The organism is Flavicella sediminum, assembly GCF_006381105.1.
In the GTDB taxonomy this organism is placed as follows: domain Bacteria; phylum Bacteroidota; class Bacteroidia; order Flavobacteriales; family Flavobacteriaceae; genus Flavicella; species Flavicella sediminum.
The window spans coordinates 1,019,236-1,041,713 of sequence record NZ_VDET01000002.1 but is presented as its reverse complement, the minus strand read 5'-3'; the positions used below and the strand labels follow the sequence as shown (position 1 = coordinate 1,041,713).

13 protein-coding genes are annotated in these 22,478 nt (G+C 34.6%); 4 read left to right on the top strand and 9 right to left on the bottom strand.

Translation table 11 applies throughout. The annotated features are described in order from the left end of the window. Positions 1 to 16: 16 nt before the first annotated feature. From FGM02_RS04650 to FGM02_RS04615, 8 genes are all read right to left on the bottom strand, one after another. Positions 17 to 1,501, bottom strand: coding sequence for a glycoside hydrolase family 30 protein (locus FGM02_RS04650; RefSeq protein ID WP_139957145.1), 1,485 nt, complete (start codon positions 1,499 to 1,501; stop codon positions 17 to 19). Between the two features lie 26 nt (positions 1,502 to 1,527). Beyond that, positions 1,528 to 2,745, bottom strand: coding sequence for a glycoside hydrolase family 17 protein (locus tag FGM02_RS04645; protein WP_139957144.1), 1,218 nt, complete (start codon positions 2,743 to 2,745; stop codon positions 1,528 to 1,530). Between the two features lie 46 nt (positions 2,746 to 2,791). Further along, positions 2,792 to 6,250 carry a hypothetical protein gene (locus FGM02_RS04640; RefSeq protein WP_394344433.1) on the bottom strand — a complete coding sequence of 1,153 codons (3,459 nt, stop codon included), beginning with the start codon at positions 6,248 to 6,250 and terminating at the stop codon, positions 2,792 to 2,794. A gap of 188 nt (positions 6,251 to 6,438) precedes the next feature. After that, the gene (locus FGM02_RS04635) at positions 6,439 to 8,247 is read right to left on the bottom strand and encodes an immunoglobulin-like domain-containing protein (RefSeq protein ID WP_139957143.1); all 1,809 of its coding nucleotides are present in this window, start codon (positions 8,245 to 8,247) and stop codon (positions 6,439 to 6,441) included. 15 nt (positions 8,248 to 8,262) lie between these two features. Further along, positions 8,263 to 9,099, bottom strand: a complete 837-nt coding sequence (locus tag FGM02_RS04630) for a glycoside hydrolase family 16 protein (protein WP_139957142.1) — start codon at positions 9,097 to 9,099, stop codon at positions 8,263 to 8,265. Between the two features lie 32 nt (positions 9,100 to 9,131). Beyond that, on the bottom strand, positions 9,132 to 10,532 hold the full coding sequence (locus FGM02_RS04625; protein WP_139957141.1) for an Ig-like domain-containing protein: 1,401 nt from the start codon (positions 10,530 to 10,532) through the stop codon (positions 9,132 to 9,134). A 14-nt stretch (positions 10,533 to 10,546) separates the two neighbouring features. Further along, positions 10,547 to 13,675, bottom strand: a complete 3,129-nt coding sequence (locus tag FGM02_RS04620) for a glycoside hydrolase family 2 TIM barrel-domain containing protein (protein WP_139957140.1) — start codon at positions 13,673 to 13,675, stop codon at positions 10,547 to 10,549. Positions 13,676 to 14,020: 345 nt separating this feature from the next. Continuing rightward, entirely contained in the window at positions 14,021 to 16,819 is a 2,799-nt protein-coding gene (locus FGM02_RS04615) for a helix-turn-helix and ligand-binding sensor domain-containing protein (RefSeq protein WP_243739352.1), read from the bottom strand. Positions 16,820 to 17,268: 449 nt separating this feature from the next. Between FGM02_RS04615 and pckA the strand changes: the two genes are divergently transcribed. From pckA to FGM02_RS04600, 3 genes are all read left to right on the top strand, one after another. Continuing rightward, a complete protein-coding gene (gene pckA / locus FGM02_RS04610) occupies positions 17,269 to 18,891 on the top strand; it encodes a phosphoenolpyruvate carboxykinase (ATP) (protein ID WP_139957139.1) in 1,623 nt (540 codons plus the stop codon). An 80-nt stretch (positions 18,892 to 18,971) separates the two neighbouring features. Continuing rightward, positions 18,972 to 20,072: a DNA polymerase IV gene (gene dinB, locus FGM02_RS04605; protein ID WP_139957138.1), complete on the top strand. Its 1,101-nt coding sequence runs from the start codon at positions 18,972 to 18,974 to the stop codon at positions 20,070 to 20,072. Between the two features lie 35 nt (positions 20,073 to 20,107). Beyond that, positions 20,108 to 20,566: a 3-oxoacyl-ACP synthase gene (locus FGM02_RS04600; protein WP_139957137.1), complete on the top strand. Its 459-nt coding sequence runs from the start codon at positions 20,108 to 20,110 to the stop codon at positions 20,564 to 20,566. A 61-nt stretch (positions 20,567 to 20,627) separates the two neighbouring features. Here the strand turns inward: FGM02_RS04600 and mqo are convergent, their stop codons facing one another. Then, positions 20,628 to 21,983: a malate dehydrogenase (quinone) gene (gene mqo, locus FGM02_RS04595; RefSeq protein ID WP_139957136.1), complete on the bottom strand. Its 1,356-nt coding sequence runs from the start codon at positions 21,981 to 21,983 to the stop codon at positions 20,628 to 20,630. 127 nt (positions 21,984 to 22,110) lie between these two features. Between mqo and trxA the strand changes: the two genes are divergently transcribed. Beyond that, the gene (trxA, locus tag FGM02_RS04590; protein ID WP_139957135.1) at positions 22,111 to 22,470 is read left to right on the top strand and encodes a thioredoxin; all 360 of its coding nucleotides are present in this window, start codon (positions 22,111 to 22,113) and stop codon (positions 22,468 to 22,470) included. The last annotated feature ends 8 nt before the right edge of the window (positions 22,471 to 22,478 follow it).

Here is a 22,478-nt window from a genome sequence, read left to right as displayed (position 1 = left end):
ATTAGATTGGTTAGTATTAATTTGGAATCACTACGGTTTGAATAGCTTGTCCGCTTATATTTATTTTTGTTGTGGTTTTATTAAGAGAAAGGGAAAAGCTTTTAGGTTTTTTTCCTTCGTTAAAAATGACAATGCTTATGGTGTTGTCAGGATTTTGAGCTGCTGTTACCATTAGTTCTTTGTCTGAGTTTTGAACTCCGATTACGGTTGCTCCAGGACGGATGTATTTGCTGAAATGCGCCATCGTGTAATAGAGAGGAGTAAAGTATACCTCATCTTTTTTTGGATCTACAATTACAGGTGCAACACACCAGTTTTTAAACCAGTTCGGACCACCTTGAGTGTCTAGTACCATATTCCAATCTACCCAGCCATCAACCCAGTTGTTTAAACAGCCAATAATATCTCTGGCGTATCGATTTACAGGAGCGTATTTTGGGTGTAAATGTTTGTCTTTTTCAGAGGCCCAATCCCAGCCCCAGTCAGTGGCTTCTTTTTTCCAATACCAAGCATCGTCTTTCCAAACAGGAATTTGAGAATCTACGCAGCCTTCGGTTTCTATTAAAAATTTATTAGGTGCCTTATGGTGCGCATATTGCAAAGCTTTAGGAAAAAAATCATAGGTACTTTCATACCAATGAATGGCGGTTCCATGGAAGTATTTCGAAGAAGCTTCATCTCTATACATTTCATCTACCCATTCTTTTAAACCAGCTCTATTCTGGTCGTAGCCTAAAATAATTTTGTCTCCGTGTCCATCGGCTTCTAATTTTGGACCTAAATGAAATTCTACAAAATCAGTCATTTCTTTAGGCGAAAAATGCATGCTTTCCCAGTTGTTTCCATTGCCATGAGGTTCATTTTCAACAGTAAATCCCCAAATGTCAATTCCTTCCGTCTTATATGCATCTATATATTTAGAAAAAAACAAAGCCCAAGTATCATAATATTCTGGAAGTAATTTTCCTCCAACCCATGCCTTGTTGTCTTTCATCCAAGGAGCAGCTGTCCATGGTGAAGCAAATATTTTAAAACCATCTTCAGATATTTTTAGAGCGTCCTTGATCATGGGAATTAAATCATCTAAATCTTCTTTAATTGTAAAGTGTTTTAGTGCTGTATCTCCTTCAACGGGAGAATAAGAATATTGAGATAAGGAGAAATCACAAGAATTCATATGGGTTCTTGTTAAAGAATAATTGGCACCTTTTTTAGAAAAATAGGCTTCTAAAATAGTGTCGCGGTTTTTTTTACTTAATTGGTTCAATAAGTATGCAGATGATTCTGTAAAGGCGCCACCGAAACCGGTAATGGTTTGAAATTTTTGGTTAGGTACTATTTTGATTGTGGAATTAGATTCCTCAGAAGTAAATTCTGTGATTCTTTTTAAGTTGTTTCCATTGGCTGAGGTTTCATAAACTTCGACCGATAATTCTTTTTCATTACAACCTAGCATACCAATTATTAAAAAAGTGGATAAATAATATTTGATTGTTTTCATGTTCTATGGTTTTAAGTGGGGCTTTATTAATGTGCATTTACATTATACGTTCTTGGTGGTGTTAAAACTTCATTGATTAACTTGGTTTTGTTGCCGCCATATGTTTTTTTGATGGCTTGTCCGTCTCTAGTCAAGCCTTTAAAAACTCCCTGATCTACCAAGTCCCAAAGCGGAAATTTTGCTTCACCTTTCAAGGTTATCAGTCCAAAATGATTTTCTGAACCAAATTTATTTTGAGCGTCTTTCCATTGTTCATCAAAAGCTTCAAAATAAAAGCAAGAAATTTTTGCTTCATTGGTCCATTCCCTTATCAGTTGATAGTAACGACCTTGTTTGTATTCGTCTGCAGCTTTGGAGCCGTTGGGTCCATAATGTTCATTTGAAACAGAAGCCCAACCAGTTTCTCCAATATGAATGGGTTTGTTTACACCTAAACTTTTCATATACGTATGAATGTCCTGGTATTGGTCTTTCGCAAATTGTAGCGCTCTCAACATAGCTGCTTCAATTTTTTCAATTTTTGAAAATTCTGTTTCATTTTCAGGCACCAACCAAAAACCAGGGTTGTAATGTGAGTTATGCATGGCATAGGTGTGCATTGAAATGTAGTCTACTGCTTTGATGAGTTTTTCTAAATCTTCTGTATGATAGCTTGGGTCGCCACCTCCCCAAGAAGAAAAATCATCAGAACTTGTAATCCATAGATCTTTTGAAAGTGCTCCAGATTTTTTTAATTCTTGTAAATGATTTACCCATTTTAAAATAACATTTGGTCGCACAAAATAGCTTGTCGCCCAGTTTACCATTGCCTCATTTCCAACAGCAATAATCTTCACAATTTCTGGATATGCTTTTGCTAGAGCAACGGCTCTGTCAATTTCGGCGGCATTTTGAGAGCTTTCAATTTCATGATTCGGTTCTTGATCTGTCCAAGCATTTTGGCAATCTATCCAAGCCCCTAACATGACATACATTTCAAATTTTGAATTTTCTTTTTTTAATTCTCGAATGGCTGCGAGTAAATTGGAGGCTTGTTTTAACTGAACATTATAGGTGCGTAGAACTTTTATGTTCATTGCAGCCAAAAGCTTCATGTCTTCTTTAAGTTCTGCAATTGTAGGCTGTATATCACGTGATTTTTGACGATATCCTCCATAAGAAATTGCTAAATATTCTGGATTTCCTAAAATGGTTTCAGCAGTGATTTTCTTTTCTTGATTCGATTTGTTGTTGCATCCAAGCATAGAGATCAGTATTGTAAATATTAGTATGTTTTTTAAAGCAGTCATATTATTTCTTAATAGAAACTATGATTTGATTTATTTCACCAGTTCTTTGAAATACTTTTTCTGATGTTTTCGTATCTAAATTTCGTGCTGAAGTTTCTAGTAACGTTCCGTCATTGTAAATTACATTTATGGTGTCTTTATCGGAAAGAGAGTAGATTACAGGAATTTGACAATAAGTAAAGCAAAGCGTATTTTTTGCGAGTTCTATATTTTCTACTTGTTTTTTAACATTGGTGTAGGTAAAAACTTTCGGAGCTTTTAAGAATTCAGCAGTTCTTAACAATCTAGGGTTGAAGTGTATGTTGCCATTCTTTACAAAAACACCTAATTCTCCTATTCTACAAAGTATATCTTCTTTTACTTGTCCTGTCATTCCCGGTTGTTGTGCACCTTTTCCTTCTGGAGTATGGGAATAGGGGTCTGTAGGGAAGGCTCCGTATAGTTCAGGCGATTTATGCACACCAATTCCTTCATTAATTTCATAGTAATGTTCTAACAAACGTCCAATTGTTGTTTCATTTTCATTATTATGAATAGCCGCTAAGCAATTTTCTTGTACGGCTAATAATAATTTAGAAACCATATGCCAGTAAATAGATCCAAGTCCTTCGTATCCGAAAAATGTTCCAGATCTTCCTGTAAAAGATTTGTGATCAAAAATTGCTTCAAAAATTTCCAAGATTAATTTTGAATCTTTTTCTATAAGTGATTTGTATTTTTCTTGAGGTAAATTAGCCAAAGCTGCTTTTAAACTTTCCGCATTGTTAAAATTTCCATTAAAGTGAAAATTACCAGTAACGTCTTTTTCAATTATGGAAAAGTTTTTGTCGTTGTCTAATTGTTTTAACAGTTCAGATTGCGCTACTTTTTTAGCATCGATATTGTTTTTTTTATCGAAACGAGGCAATTCTTTATTTGGGTATAAAATATAACTGTATTGATCTTCCCTAAACAAGGCACTTGCTTTTAATCCATCAAGTAAGTCTAAGGCTTCATTGGCAGATAAATAGCCTGCACTCAAAACTGAAACCTGACCTTCTAGCATTTCTGGTAGGTAGGAAACTGAAATTTCTTGCTCATTTTCAACGGTCATTAAATTGTAAGCATGGAATAAGTTATCTGTACGTTTATTCGCATCGATACTATGCTCTAAATATTGTTTTGTGATTTTTATAAAGGCTACTAATTCTGCTTTGGTAAGCGCTGATTTGTTACTTGAAAAACCATTGTCATAAATGTTTGTTCTATAGTCACTTCCCGCAGAACCTAATCCGTCCAAAACTGTTTTTCTGTCTTTGTCAGAAAATTTGCCAGAAAGGAGTGTTTTATTGGTTTTTAAGGTTTCATGTACTCTCGTGAAAAATAACAGTAATTCATCTGAAATTTCTACTTGTTCAGTAGTGGATTTGGCAACAATGTTTTCAAAGAAACCTAAGAATCTTCTTAAATAATATAAGGTTACCATTGACACACCATTTCCTACCAATGCATTGTTTGCGTCGTTCCATTCTGGTCGTTGGGTGTTTAGCCAAATTCCTGCTTCAGGTATGAAGTTGGAAACTTTTGCCAATACGGTTGCCAATAATTTTTCAATTAAATTGACTTTGTATATAGCTGTATTGTTGTCTTTAATTAAAGCACCATCGGCTCCTAAAATATCTTTTGCTTCATTTATTTTAAGGTCTCCTTTGTGATCAAAATCAATGGTGTCTTTTGGATTTTTTAAGGTGTCCGCATAGCTTTTTATTCTGTAAGGAACATTGGCATATACAAATACATCCTGTTGAAAATTCTTTTCAAGTTCGCCAGGATAATGATTTTCTATAAATTCTAAGAATTTTAATAAATAGATTATCTGATGATCTCCCCAATAACCGATGTATGACCAAGGATCATTTTCTTCAATGGTTTCCCAGTCAAAACCACCTTTGGTAACACGGTATGGGTTGTAACCTTCAAAAGTTGTTGCGTTTAAGAATTTATGAATCATGCTCTCCATAAATTCAGGATACGAATGTGCCAATGCTTCCCAATTTTGGAAAATATCGCGCCAGTTTCCTTCGTAGTCTAAAATTTTAGATCCATCATTTTCGTTTTTCGTATTGATAGAAAAACGATTCCAAGGTCTACTAGGGTCTCCATGTCTTCTACTAAATTTTAAAGGCAGGTATTCAAAACAAAGTCTTTTGAAGTCACTGTCTTTGTCTTGTTTAGCAATATTTTTTATATGATGTAATGAAAAAACTTCAGGAAGTGTGTTTACAAGTGCTTCTTTGTTTTTGAAAACTTGTTTGTTAGCAAAAGAAAGGTATTTTAAAAAATCCTGCTTTTCAATGCGGTAGGCATCGTCAAAAATACCACCACGCATAATGTTAAAAAGCGTATTCGAAAAGTGACGGGTATTTGTTAAAGTGTCTGCCGTTAATTGCAATCCATCTGAAGCTCCTGTTAGTTCTATTAATCGCTCGGTACCTAGTTCAATATCTCTTTGAACAAGATCTTCCATATTGTTTTTTAGACCTTCATTTATTTCAATAACATTTGCGATTGAATAATTCACATTCGCAACAAACATCCAATCTTTTCTAGTGTTTTTTGCTAGTTCTATTTCGGTAGAAATAAAATAAGCTCCTTTTTCTGCTTTGACGTCTTCTTCTTGAAAAATGGCTTGTTTTCTTCGGAAATTATTTAGTTGTAAAGAAGATATTAAATAGGTTGGATTTTCAATTCCTGTTGACCATACAATATTTGCTTTTAAAGCTTCGCTTGGTTCTGCCTTGTCTACAATTACGGCACTTAAGCCAAAAGTAGCAACACCAGTTTTTGCCGTTAATTCACTTTTTTTATAAGCATCTACTAAATTACTACGTGAGTTTTGTAAATCTGCAGTAATACTTGCAGGTAATATATTTTGTAAACCGTCTAAAATAGTGACTTTAATTGAGGTGTCTGTATTGTTTAACAAGGTTGATTTTTTCACAAAACCGAATTTGTCACTTGTATTCCATTGGTATCTAAAAGTTAGCCCTAAGTCTTCGTTCGTTTCTTCAAAAATTACTTTATTTCCATAAATATTTTTATACAAGTTTCTTGTGGTATTGTAAATACCCAATTGTCTTTCTGAAAAAGGTTCCCATAAAAATATTTTTCCATTTTGATGAATTTGTAGTATTGTTTTACTACCTGTAATATCAGCAGCTTCCGTAATTTTATCATCGGTGTAATAAGGGAATAATGAAGAGTCGCTGTCTTTTCTACCGGCAGACAATCCACCGTTACTAGAAATAAACATCCAATGATTTGAGTCGCTAACAATGCTCATAAAAAATGGACGCATGGTATCGCTATTAGCTATTTTATAATAGCTTTCGTTTTCAAACTGAATTAGTTTTCCTTTTTTCATATTCGTTGTATTAGGAGATCGCTTTTCTTTTGCAGAAGTTGTGTCAATAGTATTCATCAATGCTATTTTTAAAGTTGAGTTTAGACTAGATTTTCTTCGTGTTTTTTGAAGAGTATCTTTTAAATATGGGCATTAATAGCCTTGAACAATCGGTGTTTTATGCCGAAGTTCTGGTAAAAAAAAGGACTGAACGAACATTAGTTGTTCAGTCCTTTTTAGTAAGTTCTAATTTTAATAAATGATTTTTACGGAGTTTTTTTGATGACTACGTTGTCTACATTCAGTTTTACGGAACTGTTCACTATTTCAATTAAAAATGAAATACCTCCTTCTACTTGATTTGCATTGCCTGGCGTAGTAAACGTATACGTTTTCGTTTCCCATGAAGTTGAAATAGCAGTTGTGTTGTCAGTAAGTGTATGAAGTGTTGCACCTACACTACCACCATCGGCACCTTCTGAAAAAGCAAAAGCTTTTAAAAGCCCTCCTTCTCCAAATGGACCATCGGCCATAATGTCAAAGGTTACGGTGTAAGATGTGTTTGGTAGTACAGTACCTGCTCCAAATCTTTCTTGTTTTAAACCGACAGCAGCACCCGTTGTCCCTTGGATTTCAGCAGATTTACTACCTCCGTTGTTTACCGTAGTAGAAATTGATGAACCTTGGAAGAATTGCCAGCATCCAACATCACCCGCTTCAAAGTTACCGTTTGATAATAACTCTCCAGCTGGAGCTGCAGGGCAGTCACTAGTTCCTCCTCCGCCACCGCCAGAGTTGTCAGGTTCTCCTGATAGTTTTACATCGGTAACCAATATAGTTCCAGCACCAAATTCTAATATTGCGAATTGATCTGCTGCTGCCACTTCATTTTTCCAACTAGATAATGGAAGACTCATTTGAACCCATCCGTCTGCTAAACTTGTTCCTTCTGAAATATTAAAAGTCAACTCATTTTCAGGAATTTTCACTTTAATAGTTGTATAATCCGTTGTTTTTATTTTGAATTCAAGCATACCATACTCGGCAAGTTTTCCTGTTTCAATTCCTGTAAAAGCTAAAGCCGATACGTCTCCCCAAGCTGTACCTGAAGTAAGTTTGATACTAGGATTGTACGTCGCATCACCACTATGGTCGGTAACAATTGTTGTTCCAGAACCCCAATCTTCAATTGTATTAGGAATGGTTACCGTTGCTGAGGTAGCAAATAAATAATCTCCATCTCCGTTTGCAGCGTTATTTACGTTAACGGTTCTAGTAAGTTCTGTTGCTGCATTTCCTGCGGCATCACTTACGTTATAAGTAATTGTGTAAGTTCCTGCTGTATTTACATCTACAACATCTCCTGCAATTATAATATTAGCGGTAATATCTCCGTCTTTGTTATCCGTTGCTTCTGCTCCTGGATCTGTAAAAGCATCTCCAACAGTAAGGTTTATAGTGGCATTACCTACTAATGTGATTACAGGCGCTGTAGCATCTGCTGCTACTTTAACGGTTCTAGTAATTTCTGTTGCAGCATTCCCTGCAAAGTCGCTTACATTATAAGTAATTGTATAGGTTCCTGCCGTATTTGCATCTACTACATCTCCTGCAACGACAATACTAGAGCTAAGGTTTCCTTCTATATTATCCGAAGCTGTTGCTCCTGGATCTGTAAAAGTTTCTCCTAATGTCACATTCATTGTAGCGTCGCCAATTAGTGTAATTACGGGAGCTTCATTATCCGCAATAGCATATAGGATGTCGTCTTCAAAAGTGTCAGAATCTCCGGCAACATTTTTTGCGGTTAAAGTAACGGTGTACGATCCTACAGAAAATGTGACAATTGGGTTTGCTTCAGTAGATGTGCTTCCGTTTCCAAAGCTCCAAGTGTAGCTATTTGCATTTTCAGAAGTATTGATAAAACGAGCAGTTCCAGTTTCGGCATTCAGGCTATACGTAAATTCTGCAGTTACTGCAGGAAGTTCTTCATCGTCTTCTTTTTCGCATCCTATAAAGGATACCATAAGGAATAGGAGTAAAAAGTATTTGAAAGTTGCATTTAATTTTTTCATAATTGGTGATTTAGTTTATTTATATACTTTAACATAGTCGATTAACATTGTTTGCGGAAAGACGGTTTCTGAATTAGGAGATCCCGCAAAAGATCCTCCAACAGCTAAGTTGATGATGATGAAAAATGGATGATCGAAAACCCATTCTCCGTCTGCATCAGCAGGTGTAATTTGATTGTATAAGACATCATCAACATAATAATTGATATACTCAGGCGTCCATTCAATTCCGAAAATGTGGAAGCCTGTATCGAATCTGTCGTTCATAAGTTCGTAGGTTTTTGTTATTGGATTTCCACCAGAATAACCTGGTCCATGAACACTACCATGCAGCATTGTCGGCTCTTGCCCTCTATATTCCATGATGTCAATTTCTCCACATTGTGGCCAAGAGACTTCATCAATGTTAGCGCCTAACAACCAGAAAGCTGGCCAGATACCTTGTCCGTAAGGAACTCTAATTCTGGCTTCGAATCTTCCGTATTTTTGCTCAAAATTACCCTTGGTTAAAATTCTAGCAGAGGTATAGCTAGATCCTTGGTAGTCTTCTTTATTGGCAGTGATTAATAGTTTTCCGTTTTGGACAGAAATATTTTCATTTCTGTCTGTATAGTATTGTAATTCACCATTACCCCAACCATTATCTCCTGTACCAATTTCATGGTTCCAAATAGTATTGTCAAGAACACCATCTGTACTAAATTCGTCTTGCATTACTAGTGTGTTTAATCTAGCAACTGTTTGTGTTTCATCTGTATCACAACTGGTAACAACTAATAGTGTTAATGCTAGGTAAAGTGACCCAAGAAGTGCCGCTTTTAACTGCATTTTATATTTGTTTTTTAAATCCATTGTATTTTTTTTAAATTTTTAAAGACGCTTTCTTAATTATGGAAATAGACATTATCTAAGTAAAAACTTGATAGTGATGAGCCATTGATATTTTCATAAATAATTTGCCCCACGTTGTTTTTATTTTGCATTGTAATAGGTAATTCTAACGAACTCCATTCTCCTTCTGTAAAATTAGTTCCGTTGAAAAAGAATTGTTGTGAAGTGTCATCACCTCCGCCATCGGCAGCATCTGCTCCAAAATCTTTTACGGTTATTAAGAAATCTAAGTTTGAAGGAATGCTTCCAATAAGGAAGATGTTTACATGCAGCGTAGATTTATTTGTCGCATCTATAGGTGCAAATTGGTTTCCAACAAAGTTGAATTCGGTATATTGAATCAATCTATCACCATTTAGCTCTATGTCAGCGGATAAAGTTGTTTGCCATGGTTCCCAGTAGCCATTTAAAAAGTCTACTGTAACGTTTGTATAAGCATCACTAAATACAGAAGTTACATTGCTAGGGTCTAAAGTTGGTGTTGGTGCAAATTTAAAATCACCAATTGTTTCAATATTTAAGGACCCCTGTGCTTTTACACCAGCTATTGAAGCCGTAATTGTCGCAGTTCCGTCGCCAACAATTGAAACGATTCCTAATTCACTTACTCTTGCTACTTCAATATCTGAAGACTCAAATGTAAAGTAGGAAGGAGCGGTATTTACTGTTTGGTTTTTTCCAGACGCTAGGTTTAACGTTTGTGTCAATCCACGATCGGCTAAATTAATTTCACCACCAGTAAAAACTTGTTCATTTATAGTTTCACCTCCTAGAATAGCAGGTTTCGCTTGTGCAAGTGTACCTAGTTTTTCAAATTTTAATTCATCAATCCAAAATGTATACCCACCTTCATCAGTTTCATTTTCGGCTCCTTCTGCATACCAAAACATTCCTTTTTCTTCCGTAAGTTTAGAAGCATCAGGTATTGGGATAATGTATTTTTTCCATTGAGTAGAAATTGCTAGATTTTGCATAGAAACCTTGAATTTATCGGCGGTGTCTTCGTTAATTCCAAAACCAATTTCATTAATGTCTCCTGCTTGTGAGGCTTTTGCCCAAAAAGTTAAGGCATCATAATTGGATAGGTCTCTAGGTGCAGTACTTGGAAATGTAGCTCCACCGTATCCAATTCCAAAAGAAGGAATGTCAAAACGCATGGATGCGCTACCACTGTAACTTTCATTGGTGTCTACAGAAAAAGCTTCTGCATAAGAACCTCCAAACGGGAAGTAGTCTAATCCTCCAACAAATCCATCTATAAATATACCAGGTGTTTCGCTGTGTTTTGCAAAAGCGAGATCTTCTGAATATTCTCTCTCACAACTAACAATGGCTAATACAGCTAAGATTGAAAGAAGTGTGGTTTTTAAATTTATATATTGTCTATTTTTCATCTTTATCGTATTAATTATTTTCCAATATTGATATGTACATAGGTTCTAATTTCCCATTCGCTACCGGTTCCAAAACCTACTGGACTTATGGTTGGTTGTGTTGCAAATTCTGATGAAGTTGCATTAGGACTATACCTTGGAGAGTATTCGTTTAATGAACGCCAAGTTCCTCTAATTCCAATTTTTGTGTTCGGTAATACAAACCATTTAGGTTTTCCTAAAGTTGTTGAAATGTCTAGCATTGTCTGTACCGGATAGGTTAAGTTAAAATCACGATGGTAATCAAATGGTCCCCAATCATTCAGTTTTAAAGAGTGTGTGATTTTTAATTTGTTGTAGATAACTCTAATATCTGCACCTCCACGATGAATTAGTCTTTCATCACTTCCATTAGATTGGGCGGTTCCAAAATATACATTGGCAATAAGGCCTAAATCTGGATGTACTTTAGAAACAATACGAGAATTTACTTCCCATAAATCTTCAGCAGGTGCTGCGTTTGGAAATGCAAATGAAGTACGATTTCCTAAGAATCCAATAGCGGCATCTTGAGCCGTTGGGTGGTGACGATAAACAAAACCAAGATTCATGGCAAATTTGGCATCTTCTGACCTATCATTATCCCATTCATACATCCATGTTCCAGGAGTAGGGTCATAGGTTAATAAAAGTTCTCCTGCCGTCGTTTCTCTATTTCCTCTTACAGCAAAAGGGTCGTCTTGAACATTTCTAAGTCTTCCTGGCGCATTAACGTCGTTTGGCATTGCTGCTACGATAGGTTTTTGCCATAAAAAGTTAGGAGCCACTTGAAAATCTCCAAGGATGTAGTTAAATCCGGTAAGAAAATTTGTTTGGTTTCCGCTACCTGAATCTTTCAATTTCCAACCTGTAAAAGTTTGCGTATTGTCTGCGCCACCATTGGCAACTAATCCCATAGCCGCTCCTTGAGCATACCAGTTGAAGGCACCTTTTTGGTAGGTTATTTTTGCTTTTGCTCCCCAATTGTCTTTGGTATTAATTTTATCGGTGTACACTACATAATTTCCTGATTCTCCTGTCGTTAATTGAAATTCACGTCCGTTTAAGGGTTGTCCTGCCCAAAGACCTCCAATTTCGAAGCCTAGGTTTCCGAATTTTCTTTTGGCATGAAGAGACACTCTTCTTGTTTTAGGAAGTGGTACAGCAATTGAAGTAATAGCGCCTGATGATTCGTCGATATCTTCATGGTAAACGGCGGTTACATCGTATTTTCCTATTTTCTTGCTATATTTTAATAAGATGGCTGGATTGGCTCCCCACCATAATTGAGATCCAAAAGCAGCTTTGAAACCTTTTAACGATTTTTTTCCGTCCAATTCAAGACCAGAAATTACGCCGTTATAGGTGTCTAAGTTTGGTCCGTAATTAGCTTCAGGGTATAGTCCGAAGAAATCACCTTCATATCCCCAATGGTAATGTCCTGTTCTGTAAAATCCTCTTAAGTCAAAATCCTCTGCGTTCCAAGTGTATTCTGCGTTGTAAATTTGAACTCGATTTATGTCGGTAAGACTTACGGTTCCATCTTCGGTTTGAACATCTACAGTTCGTCCTCTGTTCTCGTAAAAAATTTCATCAATAGGATTTTTTGCAACATTACCTAAAATATTGAAGTTTACATTTGCACTCATATTTGGAGAAGGATTTGCTTCAACACCTATGTAGTAAGATTCCATATAGTCAAAACCAAGTTGGTCAGGATATGTAGGGTTATCTGGGTCAGCGTCTTTAGGAGTTGTAAGTAAAGATCCGCCTGTATTAAATGTTGTGAATTCTGCTCTTAAATTGCTTAATTTAATTTTTTCATTTCCACCTAAAGCAGCTTTGTCTCCTCTCGCTTTTAAAACAGCTTCCATTAATTGAATCTTGTTGAAATGATCATCAACAGACTTTTGAGTAAGGTTTTCTTGGTACGGGTTTAAGTTATGTACTTCTTTTAGCGCGTAATAAGCAGCTCTTGGATAAAGGTCATAGAGTCCTCTTTCGTTTGTAGGCCCTTTTGCACAAATACCAAACCATTCCTCATTCATGTTGTTTTGCCCATTCTTAAAATCTATATAATACCCTCCGTTAGACCAAGAAGCATTATTGTCATGAACCTCTAAGTTTTTTGTCTGACCGTATTTCCACCAGCCATCACTAAATTGAAAAGTAAAACCTCCAATTGAATTTCCTGATTTTCCAAGTCCTTCTGCATTTTGATAGATCTCTTTCCAGTTACCAACCATATATTGCGCTTGTGATTTTTGATCTTCCATATTGGTGATTGCGTTGAAGGCATCTGCACCAAATTCTGTAAATAAAACAGGTTTGTTTAATTTTTCTTTTATGGTTTTAAAAGCATCTCCAAAAGAAATACCTCTATACATATTAACGCCATAAATGTCTACATCTTTACATTCCTCTGCAATAACGTCAATAAACAATACGTCACCGTTACAGATAGCAATTGGCTTTGATTTGCTAATTGATTTCATTTTAAGAGTAGCGTCATTCATTAGTTTGTACATGGCTCTACCACGTGTTTCTCCAATGAATTTTTTTTCATCTTCATCATCAGGAAAGTCTTCTGTGTCAGCTCCTGCCCAAAAAAGTCCGTAATTATTTTCGTTACCTAATAAGTAAAGCAGTATTCCAGGCGTGTTTTTATATTCATTCGCCATTTTAGTTACTTCAGAAATCAGAAGTTTTTGAGTTTCGGGATTCGAGTAATCTGTAACGGCTACCCATGCGCCGTTTATGGTAAGTCCATAGCGCCCAAAAGAATGGTTTAACATTGTGTAAATACCGTACTTTTCATAGATATATTGAACCCATTTAGGTTGAATACCCGTATACAATCTAATTGTATTTACGCCCATGTTTTTCAGTAATCCCATTTCTGCATCCAAAGCTGCTTTAATGATGTCATCTGATTGCTTCCACAGGCTATAGGTGTAATTTGTTCCAATTGGGAAATAATCCCAATTCACTCCATTTACCATAAAGTCTTTTCCGTCCACAACTAATTTTGTTCCTTGCTCTGTATTTACTACAGATACATTTGATTGGGCAAATACAATTGTTGTAAGCAGAAATAAGACGAATGTTAGAAAATTTTTTTTCATAATTCAAATTTATTTAAGTTAGTTTTTAATAATAAGAGGAGGTCGTTTTTAGAAAACATTACTGTTTCATAGTGTGATCAAATGTGTTAAGTTTGGTTGTAACTCTATCACGGCCACTTCTGTTAAACCAAGTTACAACTGTAGTGTGTTTTTTTCTATTAAATCACCTATACATAAGCACTACAAAAGAATAAAATTATTTTTTTAGCAGTTCTTTTTGGCTGATAGGTTCTTTGTTTACAGTGGGTCCGTGTTGTTATTAACGTATGTTAATGTTTTTAGTGTAAATAATACACTTATGAGTATTAGCTCTTATGTTAAGGTCTTGTAGGATAATTTATAGACCTATATTTCTAGTATATGATGAATTAAATTGTCTTTTGTAGTCAGTCCCATCTTTTTTCTTAGTCGGTAACGTTTTATTTCAACGCTTTTATGTGAAATATTTAGAAGCGGAGCAATTTCTTTTGAAGATAAATTAAGTCTTAAGTAGGCACACAATCGTAAATCGTTTGGTGTTAGGTTGTCATGTTTCGTTTTTACTTTCTTTAAGAAATCTTTGTCGGCATTGTTGAAAGCTTCTTGGAAGTACTCCCAGTCACTAGTATGATTTAGGTTTTTGTCAATAATTTTGATTACCGGTTTTACCAATTCATTGTTTTTGACGTCTGAAAGTTCTTTCTTAATCGTGTTTAGAAATTCATTTTTCTTAATGATGCTCATCGTAGAGGCTGCTAGTTCTCTGTTTTTACTATCAATGTCACCTCTTAACTTATCGTTTCGAAGCTTCATTATTTCTCGTTCATTCTCTAGCTGAACCCTTTCAAGTTCTCTTTGTTTTTTATCAAGCAAACTCTTTTTTTGTCGTTTAAAATATTGCTTGTAAATATTATGAATTCCTATAAATAAGATAGTGATTGCAAATAAGTAAAGGCCAAGCATTCTGTTTGACAGGTACCAAGGTCGGTCAATAGTAAAGCTTAGGCTGACCATATTTTTTGTCAGTTTGTTGCCTACTTTGGCTCTAACAATAAATTCATATTCTCCAAAAGGAAGGTTTTCAAATTTAGTTTTTGGGCTGGTTGTCCAGTTGCTCCAATTCTCATAAATTCCTTTTAACTTGTATTGGTAGGTTATTTCTGTGTACTTGTTATAGGTTGGAATACTGTAGCTAAAATCGATATGGTTTTCAGTAGATTTTAATAGTTGGTTGTTTTTTAATTCAAGGTGCTCTACTTGTTTTCCAATTTTATGAAAACTATTTAATTGGATATAGAATTCGTGTGATCCGTATTTATCAAGATCAATGACTAAATAACCTGTAGAGTTTCCGAATAAATAGCGTTGGTTTTTTATGTGTGTTACGCTTTCAAAACCCGCGAAGTCTCTTCTGGCAGATGCAGGGAAAGAAATTTTCGTGAACTGTGGAATGTTATTTAGGTTTCCTGGAGAAAAGTACCCGATACTTTTGTCAGTAAACACCCATAATTTGTTGTCTGTTTTTATAAGTTTTCCAGAAATGTAATTTTCATTATCTAAAACGTTTTTTGAATATTGCTCATGTTTTTTGAAAGCGTTTTCTGTTGGGTCATATTTGTAAATTCCATCTGGGTAAAAGTAAAGTAATTCGTTGTTGTAGCTTATAAGCCCGGATTTGTGACCTTTGAATTTGTCATTTAGTTTGGTGCTTTTTATTTTGTTGTAATGGTTGTCTGTTGTTACTTCAAATATTCCTTTTAGTTCATGGTTTATGATGATTTTATTTTTATCTAAAAATTCAAAATATCTAGCTGAGTTTGTAAATCCTTCAATTTTGTTTTTAAACTTCCAGTAACCTCCTGTTTTTTCTAGGACGGTTAATCCCGTATAATTCCCTTGAATTATTAAAGAGTTTGAGGAAGGAACTTTTTTTAAATCCCATGTTCCAGGTGTGTCAGATATTTTGTTAGCGATTGTGTCGTTTATAATAAACGTTCCTTGATTATGGCCGCAAAACAAAGTGGTATCTATTTCTTTTAAACACCAAACTTGTCCCTTTGTTCCTGCAATTAATTTAAATGAGGAGTTGGCGTTTACGGGTTTGTAAAATAGTCCCTGATTTGTGCCTAGGTAAAGAATATCGTGTTTAATAGCAGATGCATAAACGGTACCTAATTTTCCAAAAGGATCGTTGTAAACCTTGATAGGAGAGTTTAAGTTTACAACACTAATTCCGTTATCTAGGCCTAACCAAATATTGTTTTCTGTATCTTCAAATATGGTCAATACGGTGTTGTTGTTTAATCCGTTTTCTTGGTTTAAATTAGATAGAAGTGCTCCGTTTTTGTCAATATGATATATTCCTTTGGCTATGGTACCTAATAGAAAGGTTCCGTCTTTTTTTAAGTGACTGCTATAGATACTAATGGATGAAAATAAAGACTCATTTGGCGTTGTCCATTTGTTTAATTTCCCTTCAGAGCTTAATTCGAAAAAGCCATTTTCTTGGGTTAATAGTAGTGTTTTTTTTCCGATACCATAAATGTCAACCAAAACATTTTGTTTGATTATTTGGTCATCTGACAATAACATGGGTTTCCCATTTTCTATTTTGTATAAGCCGTCGTTTACTTTTTGAAAATAGATATTTCCATTTACGTTAAAAGCTTTTTGTAAAATGGTTTTAGAATCGATTATGTTAAACTCATCTTTTAAGGTGTCATAAATATAGATTCTATTAAGTGATTGAAATAAGATCCAATGTTCAAACTTTAGGATGTTCCAAAACTCCTCATCTTCTAGTAGTTTAGATTCAATTTTATGACTTAAGCTTGTGTATTTTAAAAGGCCAAATTTGTTTTTTTGCCAAACGCCAAATTCTTTATTGCTTCCTGAATAAATTAAAGAGTCTATTGAATAAACAGATCTTATGATACTGTTGTTGGGAGATGGAGATAAATTCCAACGTGCTCCGTCATACTCTAAGAGTCCTTTGTTGTTTGCAACAATGATATGTTTGTCTTCTGTTTGTGTAATCGCCCAATTTTGATTTTCGGCTTTGTAGAGGTTAGATGTAAAATTTTGAATAGGAGGTATCTCTTGTGCAACTAAATTAATACAAGTGTAGATAAAAAGTAGGGTGAATATGCTAAGATGTTTTTTCAAAATAAAATCTTTAAAGTTTAGTTATCTACTGGTTTTGTTGATAAACTAAATATAATGATTTTAAATCAGAATGTTTGATAAAAACATTAATGTAGAGGTAGTGTATAGTTTTTCTTAGGAATTTTTTGTTCGCTTTATTCTATGCGAAGTTGCTACAGGAATATAATTCGATAAGTAAATAGAGCATCTAGTCTTGTGGTTAAGTAAGTGTAAATCCATTAGTTTTTTTCTAAAAAAAATAGAACAAGAATTAAAAATACAAAACCTAATGTGATTTTTGTAAGTTATTGATAATTAGTTACTAAAACCGTTTCGTAGTTTTTTTTTTAGACTGATAATTGTCATGTTTATGGGGGCAATGTGGTTGTAAATTTACATAAGTTTTATAACCAATTCTATAAGCTTGAAGTCTCAGATCTTCCTAATTATAGAATATTAATTTAAATATTATGCAAGATTTATTAGAAAAACAAAGCGCAAGTTTAGAACAGTACGGTATTAAAAATGCAACTGTACAATGGAATCTTTCTCCTGCAGAACTTCAGAAAATTACTGTTGAAAAGGGAATGGGTAAAGAAACATTGAACGGCACTTTAGCGGTTAATACAGGTAAATTTACAGGAAGATCTCCTCAAGATCGATACTTAGTAAAAGATGAATATACAGCTGATAGAGTTTGGTGGGGAAAAGTAAACAAACCTTTCGCGCCAGAAAAATTTGATGTATTACAAGAAGCGATTGTAGACTATTTATCAGGTAAAGAAATATATGCAAGAGACGGATATGTTTGTGCAGATCCTAAATACAAAATGAATGTACGTTCCGTTACAGAATATCCTTGGTCTAATTTCTTTGTAAATAGCATGTTTCTTAGATTAGAAGAATCTGAAAAACAAAATTTTAAAGAAGAGTGGTTGATTTTATGCGCACCAGGATTTGAAGCTGATCCAGCGGTTCATGGAACACGTCAGGCAAATTTTTCTATTTTAAACTTTACAAAAAAGATTGCCTTAATTGGTGGTTCAGCTTATACAGGTGAAATGAAAAAAGGTATTTTCTCTGCCTTGAATATGATTTTACCTACAGAGAAAGATGTGTTGCCAATGCACTGTTCAGCAAATGTTGGTGAAGATGGAGATACCGCTATTTTCTTCGGACTTTCAGGAACTGGTAAAACAACTTTATCTGCCGATCCAAGTCGTAAATTAATTGGTGATGATGAGCATGGTTGGACTTCAGAAAATAATATTTTTAATTTTGAGGGAGGTTGCTATGCCAAGGTTATTGATTTAAGTGAAGAAAAAGAACCAGATATTTTTAGAGCAATTAAGCCAGGTGCTTTGTTAGAAAATGTTGTTTTTAAAGAAGACGGTACTGTTGACTATATGGATGGATCTATCACGCAAAATACTCGTGTAAGTTACCCAATTGATCATATTGACAATATTGCAGTTCCTTCTTATGCAAACAATCCTAAAAATATTTTCTTTTTAACGTGTGATGCTTTTGGTGTTTTACCTCCAGTGTCAAAATTAACTCCAGGTCAAGCAGCATATCACTTTATATCTGGTTATACGGCTAAAGTTGCGGGTACAGAAGCAGGAATTACAGAGCCAGTACCATCCTTCTCAGCTTGTTTTGGATCGCCATTTATGCCATTACACCCAACTGTTTATGCTGAAATGTTGAGTAAAAAAATGCAGGAAGCAGGTGTGAATGTTTGGTTGATCAATACTGGATGGAGTGGAGGTCCTCACGGCGTAGGTTCTCGTATTAAATTGAAATACACAAGAGCAATGATTACTGCAATTCTTCAAGGAGAATTAGACAAAGTAGATTACGATCAACACCCTATATTCGGATTGAATATGCCTAAATATTGTCCTAATGTACCTACAGAAATTTTGGATCCAATGAATACTTGGTTGCAAAAAGGAGCCTACATTAGTAAATCAATTCAATTAGCGCATTCATTCCACTTAAACTTCGAAAAATTCTCTGAGCAAGCTTCAGATGTAATTATTGAAGGAGGTCCCCTAATTGATGAGCACCATCATTTAGATCATGTATAATTGTTTAAATTATCTGAATTAGGAAGAAGGCTGTCTGCAAAGACAGCCTTTTTTGTTTTAGCTTTGTGAAAAATATTTTTTTGCAAACGACTGATATAAATTCAAGAAAAATTATCCATGTAGATATGGATGCTTTTTTCGCTTCTGTTGAGCAGTTAGACAATCCTGATTTAAGAGGAAAGCCTATTGCTGTAAGTGGAGGTGAAATTCGTGGTGTCGTTTCGGCGGCTAGTTATGAGGCTCGTAAATTTGGAGTACGCTCAGCAATGGCTGGTGCGCTAGCAAAAAAATTATGTCCAGAATTAATTTTTGTGCCTGCTAATTTTGCGCGCTACAAAGAAATTTCTTCCCAAATAAAAAAAATATTTTTTGAGTATACCGATCTGGTAGAGCCACTTTCCTTAGATGAGGCGTATTTGGATGTTACAAATAATAAAAAAAACAATCCATCGGCGACTTTAATTGCAGAAGAAATTCGACAACGAATTTTTAAAGAAGTCGGTTTAACGGCTTCTGCGGGTATTTCAGTAAATAAATTTGTAGCCAAAATAGCTTCAGATATTAATAAGCCTAACGGTCAAAAAACAATTCCCCAAGAAGAAATTCTTGAGTTTTTAGAAGATCTGGCCATTGAAAAATTTTATGGAATAGGAAAAGTTACCCAAAAGAAAATGTACAGTTTGGGTGTTTTTACGGGAAAGGATTTAAAAAGTAAATCGGAAGAGTTTTTGACAAAGCATTTTAAAAATTCAGGAAGCTATTATTATCAGATTGTTCGAGGAATTCATAACAGTGAGGTAAAGTCGCATCGAATTCGAAAGTCGGTAGCAGCGGAGCATACTTTTACAGAAAACCTAACTTCGGAAATTTATATGCTAGAAAAGCTAGAAAAAATTGCAGAAGAATTAGAAAGAAGATTGCTGAAAACCAATGTTGCTGCCAAAACCATTACCTTAAAAATTAAATACAGCGATTTTACCCAGCAAACCAGAAGTAGAACTTTGCCGTATTTTGTCAAAGATAAATCCATGCTTTTAGAAACCGTAAAAGAATTGCTATTTCAAGATGAAATGAATAATTCTGTACGTTTGTTAGGAATTTCAGTCACCAATTTGAATATCAATTCACAGGAAAAAGAAAAAATAATGGATGTTCAATTAAAATTTGATTTTAATTCGTAATCTAGTTCTAATTCTGAATTTACAATAAAAAAAAGATGAGTAGTAAAACCTTAAAAGAAGTCCTTTACAGGAGTTGTAAAGATTTTGTAACACAGAAGTTGTACACTATAGAAAGTACGATTAAATCAAATCAAGAAGACCTGAATTCTGAAACAAAAAGCTCTGCTGGTGATAAGCATGAAACAGGAAGAGCCATGTTGCAATTAGAAATGGAAAAAGCAGGGCAACAGCTTAAAGAGGTTCAGCAAATGAAGCTGTTATTGGAACGCGTAAATTTGGAAGAAAATACAGCGTTAGTCCGCTTGGGTTCTGTAGTAAAAACAAATGTAGCCAATTATTTTATGGCCATCAGTTCAGGAAAAATTTCTGTAGAAGGGGAAGCCTATTATGCCATATCTCCAAGTTCACCAATTGGTAGGTTGTTATTGGGTAAAAAGAATAAAGAAAGCTTTTTGTTTCAAGGAAGAAATTTTGTTATTGAATCTTTGCTCTAAATAAAAAAGACCTAACAGTATAAAATCTGTTAGGTCTTTTTGTTGTCTATTTAGTACTCGTTTAAAAGCATTTTTTGATCACTTTTTGCATTACGGAATAAGATGTTGAAGCGCCAGGTGAGGCTCCTAATAAAGCAGCAATGGTTTTGTCTTTTGAAACAATTATTTCTGTACCAAATTCCAATTTACCAAAACCTTTTTTATCTTTTTTAATAATCTGAACTCTCTGTCCGGCAACCACTAATTTCCAATCATCGTCTTGTGCATCTGGATAAAATTCACGAAGCATGTCCATACGATCTTTAAATTTTAAGCTGACTTGTTTTACCAAATAACCTACCAAAGGTAAATTGTGGTATCCAGCTCCTAATAAACTCATAATATTGTCAAATTCTACCGACTTAGGTAAGTCGAACATAGAACCATGTTTTAAGAATTTAGTTGTAAATCCAGCATACGGTCCAAAAAGCAATTCTTTACGACCGTTGATCATTCTGGTATCCATGTGTGGAACAGACATTGGGGGTGCTCCTTTTTTTGCTTTACCATAAACTTTTGCATGGTGTTGGTCAATAATTTCAGGATTTGTACAACGCAACCATAAGCCACTAATAGGAAAACCTCCATAACCTCTAGCTTCTTTAATTTTAGATTTCTCTAATAAAGATAAAGCGCCACCACCAGCACCAATAAATAAATAATTGGCTACTAAATTCCAATGTTTTCCAACATTTTGTCCTTTAATAGTAAGTAACCAACGTTTATTTTTTGTTTTTTGAAGATTGTATACATTGCTATGGTTAACCAACTCAACATGTTCTTGTCTTCCTAAAAAGCGAAATATTTGTTCTGCAATTTCACCAAAATTCACATCGTAGCCTTCTTCCATATAGGTAGCAGCAATAGGATCTTTTTTATCCCTGCCTTCCATCATCAAAGGAATCCATTTTTTAATTTCATCAATGTCCTTGCTAAAGATCATTTCTTTGTAATGAGAAATCTCTTTCAAAAGTTTGTGTCTTTTTTCTAAGAAAGCCACATCTTTTTTTCCTTCAACAAAACTAATATGCGGTACTTTTGAAATACATTTAGACAAGCTATGGATGTATCCTTTTTCGGCACAATCTTTCCAAAATTGCAAAGTTTCATTAAATTGTTCCGCTGTTTTAACAGCTTTACTAGTATCTATAACCCCCTTTTTTTCCGGAGTATAATTCAACTCACAGTTTCCTGCGTGTCCTGTACCTGCATTGTTCCAAGCTTCAGAGCTCTCTTCTGCCATTTTAGGCAATTTTTCAATAACAGTAATTTTTTTTCCAGGGAATTTTTCATACAATAAAATGGCCAAAGTAGCACTCATGATACCTCCACCAATCAATACAAATTCTGAATGTTTTATAGTTTTTGCTCTATTCATAATTGCGAACTAAAAGATTCTAATTTTTAGGCAACAAAGATAGTTTATTATACTGATAAATATCATATTTGTGCGCTGTAAGATTGCGGTAATTTTACGACCAAATGCTAAATTAAATCAAAGAAAAATGACAGAATTATTGACAAAAGAATCTTTTTTTGAAAAGGTTTTTAATTTCGAAGAAAGTAAAGATTGGAATTTCAAAGGAGAAATACCTTGTATCATAGATTTTTATGCAGATTGGTGTGGCCCATGCAAGTCAATTGCTCCAGTTTTAGAAGTTTTAAGTGAAGAATATGCAGGAAAAATAAATATTTATAAAGTAGATACAGAAGCAGAGCAAGAATTGTCTGCTGCTTTTGGTATTAGAAGCATTCCTTCTATGTTGTTTTGCCCTGTAGGTACAGAACCTCAAATGGCGCAAGGTGCATTGCCAAAACAAGAATTAGAAAGATTGATTAAAGACGTTTTGGGAGCTGAAAAATAATTTTTAAC

Coding starts and splice junctions, on each gene's coding strand:
- FGM02_RS04625 (WP_139957141.1), bottom strand. CDS start 10,532: ATGAAAAATAGACAATATATAAATTTAAAAACCACACTTCTTTCAATC.
- FGM02_RS04640 (WP_394344433.1), bottom strand. CDS start 6,250: ATGAATACTATTGACACAACTTCTGCAAAAGAAAAGCGATCTCCTAAT.
- FGM02_RS04620 (WP_139957140.1), bottom strand. CDS start 13,675: ATGAAAAAAAATTTTCTAACATTCGTCTTATTTCTGCTTACAACAATT.
- FGM02_RS04645 (WP_139957144.1), bottom strand. CDS start 2,745: ATGCTTGGATGCAACAACAAATCGAATCAAGAAAAGAAAATCACTGCT.
- mqo (WP_139957136.1), bottom strand. CDS start 21,983: ATGAATAGAGCAAAAACTATAAAACATTCAGAATTTGTATTGATTGGT.
- trxA (WP_139957135.1), top strand. CDS start 22,111: ATGACAGAATTATTGACAAAAGAATCTTTTTTTGAAAAGGTTTTTAAT.
- FGM02_RS04650 (WP_139957145.1), bottom strand. CDS start 1,501: ATGAAAACAATCAAATATTATTTATCCACTTTTTTAATAATTGGTATG.
- pckA (WP_139957139.1), top strand. CDS start 17,269: ATGCAAGATTTATTAGAAAAACAAAGCGCAAGTTTAGAACAGTACGGT.
- FGM02_RS04635 (WP_139957143.1), bottom strand. CDS start 8,247: ATGAAAAAATTAAATGCAACTTTCAAATACTTTTTACTCCTATTCCTT.
- FGM02_RS04630 (WP_139957142.1), bottom strand. CDS start 9,099: ATGGATTTAAAAAACAAATATAAAATGCAGTTAAAAGCGGCACTTCTT.
- FGM02_RS04600 (WP_139957137.1), top strand. CDS start 20,108: ATGAGTAGTAAAACCTTAAAAGAAGTCCTTTACAGGAGTTGTAAAGAT.